The following is a 15,776-nucleotide window of genomic DNA, read 5'->3' on the forward strand; positions in this document are numbered from 1 at the left end:
GCGCCGATTGCGACCGGACATGAGTACCTTGATAAGGACTGACGTTTCCCATGTTGACCATCGCACTGTCCAAGGGCCGCATCCTTGACGACACCCTGCCGCTTCTCGCCGAAGCGGGCATTGTGCCGACCGAGAATCCGGACAAGAGCCGCAAGCTGATCATTCCCACGACCCAGGACGACGTTCGTCTGCTGATCGTGCGCGCCACCGATGTGCCGACTTACGTCGAGCATGGCGCGGCTGACCTCGGCGTTGCCGGTAAAGACGTGTTGATGGAATACACCGGCCAGGGTCTCTACGAGCCTCTGGATCTGCAGATTGCCCAGTGCAAGCTGATGACTGCCGGCAAAATCGGCGCGCCGGAGCCAAAAGGCCGTCTGCGCGTGGCGACCAAGTTCGTCAACGTCGCCAAGCGTTACTACGCCGAGCAGGGCCGTCAGGTCGATATCATCAAGCTGTACGGCTCGATGGAACTGGCGCCGCTGATCGGTCTGGCCGACAAGATCATCGACGTGGTCGACACCGGCAACACCCTGCGCGCCAATGGCCTGGAACCCCAGGAACTGATCGCCACGATCAGCTCGCGTCTGGTGGTCAATAAAGCTTCGATGAAAATGCAACACGCCCGAATCCAGGCGTTGATCGATACCCTGCGCAACGCAGTGGAATCGCGACACCGCGGCTGATTCACCTGCGCGACGCTGAGTCGCGCCCGTCTATCCGCCTCATAGCCAGAATCTCAGGTGCCCAAGCGGAAACGACTGCTAAGTTAGGGCGCCTGAGTTTTTGCCATTCCTATGAGGCTCTCGCTATGACCGCACCGACTGCAATTCGCCGACTCAACGCTGCTGACCCGGATTTCGCGCATCATCTGGATCATCTGCTGAGCTGGGAAAGTGTGTCTGACGACTCGGTCAATCAGCGCGTGCTGGACATCATCAAGGCTGTACGCGAGCGCGGTGACGCGGCGCTGGTCGAGTTCACCCAGAAGTTCGACGGCCTCGAAGTCGCCTCGATGGCCGACCTGATCCTGCCGCGCGAGCGTCTGGAACTGGCCCTGACCCGCATTACCGTGGAGCAGCGCGAAGCGTTGGAAAAAGCCGCAGCTCGTGTACGCAGCTACCACGAAAAACAGAAACAGGACTCCTGGAGCTACACCGAAGCCGACGGCACCGTGCTCGGCCAGAAGGTCACGCCGCTGGATCGCGCGGGGCTCTACGTACCGGGTGGCAAGGCGTCGTATCCGTCGTCGGTGCTGATGAACGCGATTCCGGCCAAGGTCGCTGGTGTGACCGAAGTGGTCATGGTCGTGCCGACCCCGCGCGGTGAAATCAACGAACTGGTGCTGGCGGCCGCGTGCATCGCTGGCGTCGACCGGGTGTTCACCATCGGTGGCGCGCAAGCGGTCGCCGCGTTGGCTTATGGCACCGAAAGCGTGCCGCAGGTCGACAAAGTGGTTGGCCCGGGCAATATCTATGTCGCCACCGCCAAACGCCACGTGTTCGGTCAGGTCGGTATCGACATGATCGCCGGCCCTTCGGAAATCCTTGTGGTGTGCGACGGCCAGACCGATCCGGACTGGATTGCCATGGACCTGTTCTCGCAAGCCGAGCACGACGAAGACGCGCAGGCGATTCTGGTCAGCCCGGACGCCGAGTTCCTCGACAAGGTCGCCGCGAGCATCGACAAGCTGCTGCCGACCATGGACCGCGCGACCATCATTGAAACCTCGATCAATGGCCGTGGTGCACTGATCCACGTGCGCGACATGGCGCAAGCGATCGAAGTCGCCAACCGTATTGCCCCGGAACACTTGGAGCTGTCGGTCGCTGACCCGCAAGCCTGGCTGCCGCAGATCCGCCACGCTGGCGCGATCTTCATGGGCCGCCACACTTCCGAGGCGCTGGGCGATTACTGCGCAGGCCCGAACCACGTGCTGCCGACCTCCGGCACCGCACGGTTCTCCTCGCCGCTGGGCGTGTACGACTTCCAGAAACGCTCGTCGATCATCTTCTGCTCCGAGGCCGGGGCTTCCGAGCTGGGTAAAACGGCATCCGTGCTGGCCCGTGGCGAATCGCTGAGCGCCCACGCGCGCAGCGCCGAATACCGCATCAAAGACGAAGACTTTCTAAAAGGGCAGGGGAACTGAGCGATGAGTAAATTCTGGAGCCCGTTCGTCAAGGATCTGGTGCCGTATGTGCCGGGCGAACAGCCGAAGCTGACCAAACTGGTCAAGCTCAATACCAACGAAAATCCGTACGGCCCATCGCCAAAAGCCTTGGCGGCGATGCAGGTGGAACTGAATGACAACCTGCGTCTGTACCCGGACCCGAACAGCGACCTGCTGAAAACCGCAGTCGCCCAGTATTACGGCGTGCAGAGCAGTCAGGTGTTCCTGGGCAACGGTTCGGACGAAGTGCTCGCACACATCTTCCACGGTTTGCTGCAACATGATCAGCCGTTGTTGTTCCCGGACATCAGCTACAGCTTCTATCCGGTTTACTGCGGTTTGTACGGCATCAAGTTCGATGCGGTGCCGCTGGACGCGCAGTTCCAGATCGACCCGGCGGACTATGCCAAGCCGAACGGCGGGATCATTTTCCCGAATCCGAACGCACCCACCGGTTGCCTGTTGGCGCTGGACGCGGTCGAGCAGATCCTCAAGGCCAGCCCGGATTCGGTGGTCGTGGTCGACGAGGCGTATATCGACTTCGGCGGCGAAACCGCGATCAGTCTGGTGGACCGTTATCCGAACCTGCTGGTGACACAGACCCTGTCCAAGTCGCGCTCCCTGGCCGGGCTGCGCGTGGGGCTGGCGGTCGGCCATCCGGATCTGATCGAAGCGCTGGAGCGGATCAAGAACAGCTTCAACTCCTATCCGCTGGATCGCCTGGCCATTGTCGGTGCGGCGGCGGCGTTCGAGGATCGTGAATATTTCGACAAGACCTGCCGCTTGGTGATCGAGAGCCGTGAGTGGGTGATTGCGCAGTTGCAAGCCAAGGGTTTTGAAGTGTTGCCGTCGGCGGCGAACTTCATCTTCGCCCGGCATCCGCAGCACGATGCGGCAGGACTGGCGGCCAAGCTGCGTGAGCAGGGTGTGATTGTGCGGCACTTCAAGCAGGAGCGGATTGCGCAGTTCCTGCGGATTTCGATTGGTACGCCGGAGCAGAATCAGGCGCTGATCGATGGGCTTGGCGACCTCTAAAAGCAAAGCCCTCACCCTAACCCTCTCCCAAAGGGAGAGGGGACTGACTGGGGGATATTGCAGAGTTTCGCCGACGTGAAAGTGCTGTGCCGAATCCATAATCGACTCGGTCTTTCAGGTCGATGCACCCCGCAAGACAACGCGGTCGGCTCCCTGTCCCAAAGGGAGAGGGGACTGACTGGGGGATATTGCAGAGTTTCGCCGACGTGAAAGTGCTGTACCGAATCCATAATCGACTCGGTCTTTCAGGTCGATGCACCCCGTAAGACAACTCGGTCGGCGCCCTCTCCCAAAGGGAGAGGGGACCGATTGGGGGATGTTAATGAATTGCAGCGACCTGATCCTCCTTGACCAAATCCATAATCGACTCGGTCTTTCAGGTCGATGCAGCCCGTAAGACAACTCGGTCGGCTCCCTCTCCCTCCGGGAGAGGGCTGGGGTGAGGGTGAGTTTTTATTCGTGATGCGGCTCGCCGAGGAATGTCAGCGAACTGAACAACCCGCGACTATCCACATCAGCGCGGCCCTTCACCGGCACCTCAACCTGCGCCGCAATCACATTCAACCCTTCATTACGCACCAATACCTGTGCGCGACCATCCTTGTCCGTCTCGGTGCTCAACGTGTTCGGCGCGCTGCGATAGTCGCCAATCAACTTCACCCCTGCCGCCGGTTTGCCATCGAGCAACACCCGCACCGGCAATGACTTGCCCGGCCCAACGGTCAACGGATCCACCTCAGGCAAAATCAGCAGCTTGATCTGACCCAGCGTGGGCAACTTCGCGCCCGGCTGATAAATCGCCAGGCTGTATTTGAACGTCTCCGTTGCTTCAACCGCGCCCGGGACTTTGCTGCGGCCTTCGTTGATCCACTTTTTGTCAGCCGTCTGCGACCACATGCCATTGTTCAGCGCTACTGCCATCACTGCGGGGGCCTTCAGTGGTTTCAGTCGTGCGTGATCGGCCAGGCGCTCGACGCTGACCGGGATCATTTTCCCGCTCGCGTCGTAAGCCCAGGCGCCGCTGATCTTCTGCGCCTTGAACGCATTGTCCTCAGCGCCATGACCGTAGACCACTTCGATATTGCCGCGCCGTTGCTCAGTCCACAGGCCATGGGCCGAGACCTGGCCTGCGAACAGCGCGGCGATGAGCACAAGGGATTTGCCGTATTGCATGGTGACGTCCTTTTACAGGTTGAGTGTCAGGCTGACGGTGAAATTGCGCGGCTCACCGGGGTTGACCCAGTAGTTGCTGTAGGCGCGCTCGTAGTATTTTTCGTCGAACAGGTTGTTCAGATTGAGGCCGACAGTCACGTTGTCGCTGGCCTTGTAATGCGCCAGCAAGTCGACGGTGTGATAGGCCGGCAATTCGAAGTCGCTGCCGGATTCTCCCGAGCGATCGCCGACATAGGTGAACGCCGCGCCGACGTCCGAGCCGCGCAAATGGCCATCCTGAAACTCATAAACCCCGAGCAGACTGCCGCTGCGTTTGGCCACGCCAAGGATGCGGCTGCCGGTGGGAATCACCGCGTCGCCCTTGGTAACTTCGGCGTCGATGTAAGCGAACGCACCGATCACCCGCACGGCGTCGGTCACTTGCCCACTGACTTGCAGATCGAAACCGCGACTGCGTGCCTTGCCCATCGCGCGGCTGGTGTCGGTGGCCGGGTCGAGGGCGAGGACGTTTTCCTTATCGATGTGGAAGAAGGCGAGGGTGCTGCTCAGGCGCTCGTCGAACAGCTCGTTCTTGATCCCGACTTCGTAACCGACGCCTTCCTCCGGATCGAAGGATTTGCCGGCGGCGTCGAGGCCGTTGTTCGGTTTGAACGAGGTTGAGGCGTTGGCGAACAGGCCCGTTTGTGGCGTCAATTGATAGAGCAGGCCGAGCCGCTGGGTGAGGGCGTCGTGACGTTGGTCGCTGGTGGCGTTGCGGCTGTGGTCGTCAATGTGCTGATCAAAATGCTCGAAACGCGCGCCGATCATCCCGCGTAGTTTGTCGGTGAAGATGATCTGGTCCTGCAGGTTCAATGCATGACTTTCGACGTGCTCGAAGAAGTCAGTACCCGAGCGCGCGCCGTTGGGTTTCGGCTGGCCATAGATCGGCTTGTAGATGTCGATGGCGTAAGGGCCACCGGCAATGGTGGTGACACGCTCGTTCTTGCGGAAGTTTTCGTACTCGGTGCCGATCAGCAGTTCATGCTGCCACGGGCCGAGGTCGAACAGGCCGCGCAGTTCCAGTTGGGTGATGCTGTCGTGCCAGCTCGTATCGCGTTCGCGCAAGCGACGGTTAACCGTATGGCCGTCGGCGTTCAGCGCTCGTTGTTCCGAGGCGTCGCCCCAGAGTTTGCCTTCCTTGTAATGGCTGGCCAAGCGCAGCTTCCAGCTGTCGTTGAGGTGATGTTCCAGTGTGGCCTGAAGCAGATTGTTGTGGTTATCGACGTTGCCGTCGTTGGGTTCGCCGAGGAAGGTCGAGCGCGAAACACCGCTCCATTTATTACTGGGCGCGACGATGCCGCGATCGAAGGTGGAGCTGTGACGGACGATTTCACTTTCTACCAACAGCGAAGTATCCGGGTTCAATTGCCAACTGATTGAGGGCGCAACGAACACGCGTTGGCTGTCGACGTGATCGCGGAAACTGTGGTTGTCCTCGACCGCGAGGTTGATCCGCGACAGCACGTCGCCCTGCTCATCCAGCGGCGTGTTGACGTCCAGCGCGGTGCGATAGCGATCCCAACTGCCGGCGCTGGTTTGCAGGGTGGTGAAGGCTTCGGGCTGGGGTTTTTTGGTGACGATGTTCACCGTACCGCCGGGATCGCCGCGACCGTAGAGGCTGGCGGCCGGGCCTTTGAGCACTTCGATGCGCTCGATATTGGCCGCGTCCGGGGTGCTCGGATAGCCGCGATTGGCACTGAAACCGTCCTTGTAGAACTCCGACGTGGTGAATCCACGCACGCTGTATTCGTAGAGCGTCAGGCCGCCGAAGTTGTTTTGCTTGGATACGCCGCCAGCGAAATCCAGCGCGCGTTCGACGCTGGTGCTGCCCAGATCCTTGAGCACACTGGCGGGTACCACGCTGATCGCTTGCGGAATATCGCGAATCGCCGTGTCGGTTTTGGTCGCGCTGGCCGAGCGTGTGGCGCGGTAGCCTCTGACCGGGCCGGTGGGAGACTCGTAGTCGGAGATGACGCTGATGGCGTCGAGTTCGAGCGGCTTGGGTTCTTCGGCGAACGCTGGTTCGACCAGCAAACCCAGGCTCAGGCCGAGCAGGGAGGCCTTTGTTCGAGACGACATGTTATGTTGTTCCAATTGTCAGGATTGAAACAATATAACATGCCTGTTGAGAATATCTTTTATCCGCGCACCTGGCGCGGAAAAAGTTTTACTCTTGTTTTTCCTGCACTGGAGCCGGTGGCGGACGCAGGCCGATTTCAGCGGTGAGCTTCAGCTCTTTACCGTTGCGCATCACCTGAATCGTCACTTTGTCGGTCGGTTTGATCCGCGCGACCTGGTTCATCGACTTGCGACCATCACCGGCCGGTTCGCCATCGATGCTCAGAATCACGTCGCCCAGTTGCAGGCCGGCCTTCTGCGCCGGGCCATCGCGGAAGATCCCCGCAACGACAATCCCCGGACGCCCGGACAAGCCGAACGACTCAGCCAGTTCCTGAGTCAGCGGCTGCACTTCAATGCCCAGCCAGCCGCGAATCACCTGACCGTGCTCGATGATCGACTTCATCACTTCCATTGCCAGCTTCACCGGTATCGCAAAGCCAATGCCCTGCGAGCCGCCGGATTTGGAAAAGATCGCCGTGTTGATACCGGTGAGGTTGCCGTTGGCATCGACCAGCGCACCGCCGGAGTTGCCAGGGTTGATCGCCGCGTCGGTCTGGATGAAGTCTTCATAATTGTTCAGACCCAACTGGTTACGCCCGGTGGCGCTGATGATGCCCATGGTCACGGTCTGGCCGACGCCGAACGGGTTGCCGATGGCTAGCGCGACGTCGCCGATGCGAATGCTGTCGGAGCGGCCCACGGTGATGGCCGGCAAGGTTTTCAGATCGATTTTCAACACCGCGAGGTCGGTTTCCGGGTCACTGCCGATGACGCGGGCGAGGGTTTCACGGCCATCCTTCAGGGCCACGACGATTTGGTCGGCGCCGCTGGTTACGTGGTTGTTGGTCAGAATGTAGCCTTCCGGGCTCATGATCACGCCGGAGCCGAGGCTCGATTCCATGCGCTTCTGCTTCGGCGAGTTGTCACCGAAGAAGCGCCGGAACTGCGGATCCTCAAACAGCGGATGCGCCGGTTTGTTGATGACTTTGGTGGTGTAGAGGTTGACCACCGAAGGCGCGGCAATGGTCACCGCATCGGCATAGGACACCGGGCCCTGCTGCACACTGGTGGTTTGCGGGGCCTGTTGCAGGTTGACGTCGAGGCTCGGAAGCCCGACCCACTGCGGGTAACGCTGAATAATCAACAGAGCGATAAGCACACCGGCCAACAACGGCCAGCCGAAAAAACGCAGCGCCTTGAGCATTAAGCACGTCCTGGAAAAGTTGCAGGCGGGGTCAGACCGCCCATAATGTCGCGCATTATACGAGGCCGCGCGTGCCTCTGAACGGGATATTTAGGAGTCTTTCATGGCCGTTGCCCTCAGCACCCTCGTCGAAGAAGCCGACCGTTACCTCAGCAGTGCAAAAATTTCCGATTATTGCCCCAACGGCCTGCAGGTCGAAGGCCGGCCGCAAGTGATGCGCATCGTCAGCGGCGTCACCGCCAGTCAGGCCTTGCTCGATGCCGCCGTCGAAGCCGAGGCTGATCTGGTGCTGGTGCATCACGGTTACTTCTGGAAGGGCGAAAACCCGTGCATCACCGGCATGAAGCAGCGTCGACTGAAGACATTGCTCAAGCACGACATCAGTCTGCTCGCCTACCATTTGCCACTGGATCTGCATCCTGATGTTGGCAATAACGTGCAGCTTGCTCGCCAACTCGACATCACGGTCGAAGGGCCGCTGGATCCGGACAATCTGAAAATTGTCGGCCTGGTCGGTTCGTTGAATGAGCCAATGACCGCGCGCGATTTCGCCCGCAAGGTGCAGGAGGTCATGGGCCGCGAGCCGCTATTGATTGAGGGCAGCCCGATGATTCGTCGGGTTGGCTGGTGCACCGGCGGCGGTCAGGGCTACATCGATCAGGCCGTCGCGGCAGGTGTCGATCTGTACCTGAGCGGTGAAGCCTCCGAGCAGACTTTCCACAGCTCCCGCGAAAACGACATCAGCTTCATCGCCGCCGGTCATCACGCCACAGAACGCTACGGCGTACAGGCATTGGGCGATTATCTGGCGAAGCGCTTCGCCCTCGAACACATCTTTATCGATTGCCCGAATCCGATCTGACGAGCACCACTCCCCTGTGTAGGAGCTGCCGAAGGCTGCGATCTTTTGATCTTGTTTTTTAAAAGACCAGATCAAAAGATCGCAGCCTTCGGCAACTCCTACAGGGGGCATCGCCCAAACGAGTGGGCATATTCATATGCCCTTTCGTTCTAGCTGGCGTCCTGATTAGAAGAAGGTCGCTGTGCTAGGATTCCCCGCTCGAACACGGCCCGCTGGCCGTTCATAAGAAAGCTTTCGTGAGTAGCCATGGTCGACAAACTGACGCATCTGAAACAGCTGGAGGCGGAAAGCATCCACATCATCCGCGAGGTGGCCGCCGAGTTCGATAACCCGGTGATGCTGTACTCCATCGGTAAAGACTCCGCCGTGATGCTGCACCTGGCACGCAAGGCGTTCTTCCCGGGCAAACTGCCGTTTCCGGTGATGCACGTCGACACCCGCTGGAAATTCCAGGAAATGTACAAGTTCCGCGACAAGATGGTCGAGGAATTGGGCCTGGACCTGATCACCCACATCAACCCCGATGGCGTGGCGCAGAACATCAACCCGTTCACCCACGGCAGCGCCAAGCACACCGACATCATGAAAACCGAAGGCCTGAAGCAGGCACTCGACAAGCATGGTTTCGACGCAGCCTTTGGCGGCGCCCGTCGCGATGAAGAAAAGTCCCGCGCCAAAGAGCGCGTGTACTCGTTCCGCGACAGCAAGCACCGCTGGGACCCGAAAAACCAGCGTCCAGAGCTGTGGAACGTCTACAACGGCAAGGTCAACAAGGGCGAATCCATCCGTGTGTTCCCTCTGTCGAACTGGACCGAGCTGGACATCTGGCAGTACATCTACCTCGAAGGCATCCCGATTGTGCCGCTGTACTTCGCTGCCGAACGCGAAGTGATCGAGAAGAACGGCACGCTGATCATGATCGACGACGAGCGCATCCTCGAGCACCTGTCCGATGAGGACAAGGCACGCATCGTCAAAAAGAAAGTGCGTTTCCGCACCCTTGGCTGCTACCCGTTGACGGGCGCGGTGGAGTCCGAGGCCGAAAGCCTGACGGACATCATTCAGGAAATGCTCCTGACGCGAACTTCCGAGCGCCAGGGCCGTGTCATCGACCACGATGGTGCCGGCTCAATGGAAGACAAAAAACGTCAAGGCTATTTCTAAGGGGCTGTCATGTCGCACGTATCTGATTTGATCAGCGAGGACATCCTCGCCTACCTGGGCCAGCACGAACGTAAAGAGCTGCTGCGCTTTTTGACCTGCGGTAACGTCGATGACGGCAAGAGCACCCTGATCGGGCGCCTGCTGCACGACTCGAAGATGATCTACGAAGATCACCTCGAAGCGATCACCCGCGACTCGAAGAAAGTCGGCACCACCGGTGACGACATCGACCTGGCATTGCTGGTCGACGGTCTGCAGGCCGAGCGCGAGCAGGGCATCACCATCGATGTCGCCTACCGCTATTTCTCCACCGCCAAACGCAAATTCATCATCGCCGACACCCCCGGCCATGAGCAGTACACGCGCAACATGGCCACCGGTGCGTCCACCTGTGACCTGGCGATCATCCTCGTCGACGCCCGTTACGGCGTTCAGACCCAGACTCGTCGCCACAGCTTCATCGCCTCCCTTTTGGGGATCAAACACATCGTCGTCGCCATCAACAAGATGGACCTGAAGGACTTCGATGAGGGCGTGTTCGAGTCGATCAAGGCTGACTACCTGAAGTTCGCCGAAGGCTTGAAGATGAAGCCGACCAGCATGCACTTCGTGCCGATGTCTGCCCTAAAGGGCGACAACGTGGTGAACAAGTCCGAGCGCTCGCCTTGGTACACCGGCCAGTCGCTGATGGAAATTCTCGAGACCGTGGAAGTGGCGGGCGATCGCAACTTCACCGATCTGCGTTTCCCGGTGCAGTACGTCAACCGTCCGAACCTGAACTTCCGTGGTTTCGCCGGTACCCTGGCCAGCGGCATCGTGCACAAGGGCGACGAAGTCGTGGTGCTGCCGTCGGGCAAGAGCAGCCGCGTGAAGTCCATCGTCACCTTCGAAGGTGAGCTGGAGCACGCCGGTCCAGGTCAGGCCGTGACGCTGACCATGGAAGACGAAATCGACATCTCCCGTGGCGACCTGCTGGTGCATGCCGACAACGTGCCGCCGGTTACCGACAGCTTTGAAGCGATGCTGGTGTGGATGGCTGAAGAGCCGATGCTGCCGGGCAAGAAATACGACATCAAACGCGCCACCAGTTACGTGCCGGGCTCGATCGCCAGCATCGTCAACAAGGTCGATGTGAACACCCTCGAAGAAGGCCCGGCGAGCGCGTTGCAGCTCAACGAAATCGGCAAGGTGAAGATCGCACTCGACGCGCCGATTGCCCTCGACGGTTACGAAAGCAACCGCACCACCGGCGCGTTCATCGTCATCGACCGCTTGACCAACGGCACTGTCGGCGCTGGCATGATTGTCGCTCAGCCCGTGGCTCACGGGACCGCCTCACACCACGGCAAACTGGCTCACGTTGCCACGGAAGAGCGTGCTCAGCGCTTCGGCCAGCAACCGGCTACCGTGCTGTTCAGCGGCCTGTCTGGCGCGGGCAAGACGACGCTGGCCTATGCGGTGGAGCGCAAGCTGTTCGACATGGGGCGTGCGGTGTTTGTGCTGGATGGTCAGAACCTGCGTCAGGATCTCAATAAAGGTCTGCCACAGGATCGCGCCGGCCGCACCGAGAACTGGCGTCGTGCTGCGCACGTAGCGCGTCAGTTCAACGAAGCCGGTCTGCTGACCCTGGCTGCGTTCGTTGCACCAAGCGCAGAAGGTCGCGAGCAGGCCAAGGATCTGATCGGCAAGGATCGCTTGCTGACCGTTTACGTGCAGGCCTCGCCGGCCGTGTGCGCCGAGCGTGATCCGCAAGGTCTGTATGCCGCCGCTGGCGACAACATCCCGGGCGAATCTTTCCCTTACGACGTGCCGCTGAATGCCGATCTGGTGATCGACACGCAGACACTGAGTCTGGAAGACAGCGTCAAGCAAGTGCTGGAACTGCTGCGCAAGCGTGGCGCGATCTAAGGCAGAAGCAGCTGCAAGCTTCTAGCTTCTAGCTGCAAGAAAAAGCCCGCCGATGAGTGATCATCGGCGGGCTTTTTTGTCGCTTTGAGAATGTCAAAAGATCGCAGCCTTCGGCAGTTCCTACAGGGTCTACGCCGATCTAATGTAGGAGCTGCCGAAGGCTGCGATCTTTTGATCTTTAATTCTTTGGGTATTGGCGGTGCATCTGTTCGAGCAACGCATCCTTGTCCAGCCACAGCTGGTTGATCCAGCCCTGAAACTGCAGGCGATACTCGCCGTCCTGATCGTAGTTTTTGCCAATGAATTGCTGAGGAATCTTCAGCTCTTCAAAGTGCACCACCACATCGCGCACATTGCCGCAGAGCAAGTCCCAGAACCCTGGGCGCCCGGCCGGGTAGTGGATGGTCACGTTAACGATCGACTCCAGTTGCTCGCCCATCGCATCCAGCACAAAGGCGATCCCGCCAGCCTTGGGCTTGAGCAAATATTTGAAGGGCGATTGCTGTTGCGCATGCTTGCCTTCGGTAAATCGCGTGCCTTCGACGAAGTTGAAAATCCCCACCGGGTTGTTGCGAAATTTCGCACAGGTCTTGCGGGTAGTTTCCAGGTCTTTGCCTTTCTTCTCCGGATGCTTGGCCAGATACGCCTTGGAGTAGCGCTTCATGAACGGAAAGCCCAGCGCCCACCACGCCAGACCGATTACCGGAACCCAGATCAGTTCCTGTTTGAGAAAGAACTTCAGCGGTTGGATCTTGCGGTTGAGCACGTATTGCAGCACCAGAATATCCACCCAACTCTGGTGGTTGCTGGTGATCAGGTACGAGTGCTGGTAGTCGAGGCCTTGCAGGCCGCTGATGTGCCAGCGCGTGCGCCGTACCAGGTTCATCCAGCCCTTGTTGTTGCTGATCCACGCTTCGTGGGTATGGCTCATCAGCCAAAGCGAGGCGCGTCGGGCAAGGTCGAACGGCAGCACTTTGATCAGCGCTACGCAGAACAGAAACGAGCACAGCAGAATCGTATTGAGTGCCAACAGCAGCGAGGCGATCACACCGCGCACGGGTGCAGGTAGAAAATCCAGCATTTACACATCCATAGGTCGGTTGGCGGCTTGAATCGCGGTGAGGGCGATGGTGTAGACGATGTCATCGACTTGCGCGCCGCGCGGCAAGTCATTCACCGGTTTGCGCAAGCCTTGCAGCATCGGCCCGAGGCTGACGCAATCGGCGCTGCGTTGTACGGCTTTGTGCGTGGTGTTGCCGGTGTTCAGATCGGGGAAGACAAACACCGTGGCACGACCGGCCACCTGACTGTTCGGTGCCAGTTGCCGAGCGACGTCGGCGTTGGCGGCGGCGTCGTATTGCAGCGGGCCGTCGATCAGCAGCGAGTGCTGTTGTTCGTGGGCGAGCAGGGTGGCCTCGCGGACTTTCTCGACTTCTTCGCCAGTGGCCGATTCGCCACTGGAGTAGCTGATCATCGCCACGCGCGGGGTGATGCCGAATGCGGCCGCCGAGTCAGCGCTTTGCAGAGCAATCTCGGCCAGCTCGGTGGCGCTCGGGTGCGGGTTCATCACGCAGTCGCCGTAAACCAGTACTTCCTCCGGGAAGAGCATGAAGAACACCGACGACACCAGCGTGCAGCCCGGTGCGGTTTTAATCAGTTGCAGCGCCGGGCGGATGGTGTTGGCGGTGGTGTTGATCACGCCTGAGACCAGGCCGTCGACTTCATCCAGCGCCAGCATCATGGTGCCGATCACCACGGTGTCTTCCAGTTGCTGCTCGGCCATTGGCGCGTTGAGGCTTTTAGTCTTGCGCAGGGCGACCATCGGCTCGACGTAGCGCTCGCGGATCAGATCCGGATCGAGAATCTCCAGGCCGGGCGGCAGCACGATGCCTTGGGCGCGGGCGACCGCTTCGACGTCTGCAGGTTTGGCCAGCAACACGCAACGGGCAATCCCGCGTTCCTGACAGATCGCCGCCGCTTGCACGGTGAACGGCTCGCTGCCTTCGGGCAGGACGATGCGCTTGTTCGCCGCTTGTGCGCGCTGAATCAATTGATAACGGAACACCGCCGGCGACAGGCGCATTTCCCGTGGTGTGCCACAGCGCTGGTGCAGCCACTTGGCGTCGAGATGGCTGGCGACGAAGTCGGTGATGATCTCCGCACGCTCGCGGTCGTCGATGGGGATTTCCTTGTTCAGGCCGTTGAGCAGGTTGGCGGTGTCATAGGAGCCGGTGCTCACCGACAACACCGGCAGACCGGCCTGCAACGCGCCACGGCACAGATCCATGATGCGCGGATCGGGCAGGGTGTCGCTGGTCAGCAGCAGACCGGCCAGCGGCACGCCGTTGATTGCTGCGAGGCTGACGGCGAGGATGATGTCGTCGCGATCGCCCGGGGTGACCACCAGCACGCCGGGCTTGAGTAGTTCGACGGTGTTGCGCATGGTCCGCGCGCAGATGATGATTTTGGTCATGCGCCGGGTTTCGTAATCACCGGCATTGAGCACTTGTGCGCCCATCAGGTCGGCGACGTCGCGGGTACGCGGCGCGTTGAGTTCCGGCTGATAGGGAATGCAGCCGAGCAGGCGGAAATCACCGCTGCGCAGCAACGGCGAATGTTCCTTCAGACGCGCAGCGAAGGCGTCCATGCTCTCGTCGGTCTTGACCTTGTTGAGGATCACCCCGAGGACTTTCGGGTCTTTCGGGCCACCGAACAATTGCGCCTGCAATTCGACTCGGCCGGAGAGTTCGGCGAGCACTTCGTTTTCCGGTGCCGAGACCAGAATCACCTCGGCATCCAGACTCTTGGCCAGGTGCAGATTGACCCGCGCGGCGTAACTGGCGCTGCGGGTCGGCACCATGCCTTCGACAACCAGCACGTCTTTGCCGATGGCGGCTTGCTGATAGAGGGTGATGATTTCTTCGAGCAGTTCATCGAGCTGACCATCGCCGAGCATCCGCTCAACGTGGGCCAGGCCCAGTGGTTGCGGCGGTTTCAGGCCGTGAGTGCGCGACACCAGTTCAGTCGAGCGCTCAGGGCCGGTGTCGCCCGGATGCGGCTGGGCAATCGGTTTGAAGAAGCCGACTTTCAGCCCGGCTCGCTCAAGCGTGCGCACCAGCCCGAGGCTGATGGAGGTCAGACCCACACCAAAATCGGTGGGCGCGATAAAAAAAGTTTGCATGCGAATTCTCTAAAGTTGCATGGCAATGGTGGCGTTCTATACGTGACCGCCTACCGAAATTCAGTCGCCAAGGTTATCGTTAACCGGGCCTTGTGCGCACCAACCACAGGCAAAGGGTTGGCCTATTTTTTCAATACGTTGCGCCGCATCAAGAACCCAGGCGCGCGATTGCCAGGGCGGCTGGTGGCGCAGGTGCTGGGTGTGGCCGCAGGAAAGCTCGACGACCCAGTGACCGTCCTCGTCCTGATGAAAGCCTGCGATCGTCGAAACCCGTTTGTCCGGGTTGTGTTCGCTTTCGCGCGATTGCTTCGCTAAACTTGGCCTTTCTATATTCTTATGCAAAAGGTCTCGCCCCATGCTGATCGCCGCCAATAAGGCTGTCTCCATCGACTATACCCTGACCAACGACGCTGGTGAGGTCATCGACAGCTCCGCCGGCGGCGCTCCGCTGGTCTACCTGCAAGGCGCAGGCAACATCATCCCGGGCCTGGAAAAAGCTCTGGAAGGCAAAGCTGTTGGTGACGAGCTGGAAGTCTCCGTTGAGCCGGAAGACGCTTACGGTGAATACGCCGCTGAGCTGGTCAGCACCCTGAGCCGCAGCATGTTCGAAGGCGTTGACGAGCTGGAAGTCGGCATGCAGTTCCACGCTTCGGCGCCGGACGGCCAGATGCAAATCGTCACCATCCGTGACCTCGACGGCGACGACGTTACCGTTGATGGCAACCACCCACTGGCTGGTCAGCGCCTGAACTTCAAAGTGAAGATCGTTGCTATCCGTGACGCCAGCCAGGAAGAAGTCGCTCATGGCCACGTCCATGGCGAAGGTGGCCATCACCACTGATTTTCTGCGCTAAGCTTCGAGTTACTGGAGAGGCGCCTGCGGGCGCCTTTTTAGTCCGCGGCTGTCCTTGGTGGTCTC

The 15,776-nt window shown here is 60.0% G+C and carries 13 protein-coding genes; 7 read left to right on the top strand and 6 right to left on the bottom strand.

The genetic code is table 11. The annotated features are described in order from the left end of the window. The first annotated feature begins 50 nt into the window (after positions 1–50). From hisG to hisC, 3 genes are all read left to right on the top strand, one after another. The gene (hisG, locus tag QZR14_RS09820) at positions 51–686 is read left to right on the top strand and encodes an ATP phosphoribosyltransferase (protein ID WP_007912384.1); all 636 of its coding nucleotides are present in this window, start codon (positions 51–53) and stop codon (positions 684–686) included. A 125-nt stretch (positions 687–811) separates the two neighbouring features. After that, entirely contained in the window at positions 812–2,149 is a 1,338-nt protein-coding gene (gene hisD / locus QZR14_RS09825) for a histidinol dehydrogenase (RefSeq protein ID WP_250607639.1), read from the top strand. 3 nt (positions 2,150–2,152) lie between these two features. Next, complete coding sequence (gene hisC / locus QZR14_RS09830; protein ID WP_250607641.1) at positions 2,153–3,205, top strand: histidinol-phosphate transaminase; 1,053 nt, start codon at positions 2,153–2,155, stop codon at positions 3,203–3,205. Positions 3,206–3,658: 453 nt separating this feature from the next. Here hisC and QZR14_RS09835 read toward each other — a convergent pair whose 3' ends face one another. The 3 genes from QZR14_RS09835 to algW form a co-directional block, all read right to left on the bottom strand. After that, the gene (locus QZR14_RS09835) at positions 3,659–4,378 is read right to left on the bottom strand and encodes a DUF4198 domain-containing protein (protein ID WP_311996442.1); all 720 of its coding nucleotides are present in this window, start codon (positions 4,376–4,378) and stop codon (positions 3,659–3,661) included. Between the two features lie 12 nt (positions 4,379–4,390). Further along, positions 4,391–6,496: a TonB-dependent siderophore receptor gene (locus QZR14_RS09840; protein ID WP_311996443.1), complete on the bottom strand. Its 2,106-nt coding sequence runs from the start codon at positions 6,494–6,496 to the stop codon at positions 4,391–4,393. Positions 6,497–6,584: 88 nt separating this feature from the next. After that, on the bottom strand, positions 6,585–7,742 hold the full coding sequence (gene algW, locus QZR14_RS09845; protein WP_250607647.1) for a Do family serine endopeptidase AlgW: 1,158 nt from the start codon (positions 7,740–7,742) through the stop codon (positions 6,585–6,587). A gap of 103 nt (positions 7,743–7,845) precedes the next feature. Between algW and QZR14_RS09850 the strand changes: the two genes are divergently transcribed. The 3 genes from QZR14_RS09850 to cysN all read left to right on the top strand — a co-directional run bounded on the left by QZR14_RS09850 (position 7,846) and on the right by cysN (position 11,676). Continuing rightward, a complete protein-coding gene (locus QZR14_RS09850; protein ID WP_311996444.1) occupies positions 7,846–8,604 on the top strand; it encodes a Nif3-like dinuclear metal center hexameric protein in 759 nt (252 codons plus the stop codon). A 246-nt stretch (positions 8,605–8,850) separates the two neighbouring features. Further along, entirely contained in the window at positions 8,851–9,768 is a 918-nt protein-coding gene (gene cysD, locus QZR14_RS09855; protein WP_007912374.1) for a sulfate adenylyltransferase subunit CysD, read from the top strand. Between the two features lie 9 nt (positions 9,769–9,777). Beyond that, a complete protein-coding gene (gene cysN / locus QZR14_RS09860; protein WP_311996445.1) occupies positions 9,778–11,676 on the top strand; it encodes a sulfate adenylyltransferase subunit CysN in 1,899 nt (632 codons plus the stop codon). Positions 11,677–11,854: 178 nt separating this feature from the next. Here cysN and QZR14_RS09865 read toward each other — a convergent pair whose 3' ends face one another. From QZR14_RS09865 to QZR14_RS09875, 3 genes are read right to left on the bottom strand one after another with little or no spacing between them, the layout of a single operon-like run. Next, positions 11,855–12,757: an acyltransferase gene (locus tag QZR14_RS09865; RefSeq protein ID WP_250607653.1), complete on the bottom strand. Its 903-nt coding sequence runs from the start codon at positions 12,755–12,757 to the stop codon at positions 11,855–11,857. Continuing rightward, positions 12,758–14,857 (bottom strand): phosphate acetyltransferase, encoded by a 2,100-nt coding sequence (gene pta, locus QZR14_RS09870; RefSeq protein WP_250607656.1) that lies wholly within the window; start codon positions 14,855–14,857, stop codon positions 12,758–12,760. It lies immediately after the preceding gene. Between the two features lie 60 nt (positions 14,858–14,917). Further along, a complete protein-coding gene (locus QZR14_RS09875; RefSeq protein ID WP_250607658.1) occupies positions 14,918–15,244 on the bottom strand; it encodes a DUF3565 domain-containing protein in 327 nt (108 codons plus the stop codon). Here QZR14_RS09875 and QZR14_RS09880 point away from each other — a divergent pair. Further along, positions 15,213–15,698, top strand: a complete 486-nt coding sequence (locus QZR14_RS09880; RefSeq protein WP_108591397.1) for an FKBP-type peptidyl-prolyl cis-trans isomerase — start codon at positions 15,213–15,215, stop codon at positions 15,696–15,698. The two genes, QZR14_RS09875 and QZR14_RS09880, sit on opposite strands and share 32 nt — an antisense overlap. Positions 15,699–15,776 lie beyond the last annotated feature (78 nt).

It is taken from the genome of Pseudomonas sp. rhizo66, from assembly GCF_031931925.1.
Taxonomy (GTDB): Bacteria; Pseudomonadota; Gammaproteobacteria; order Pseudomonadales; family Pseudomonadaceae; genus Aquipseudomonas.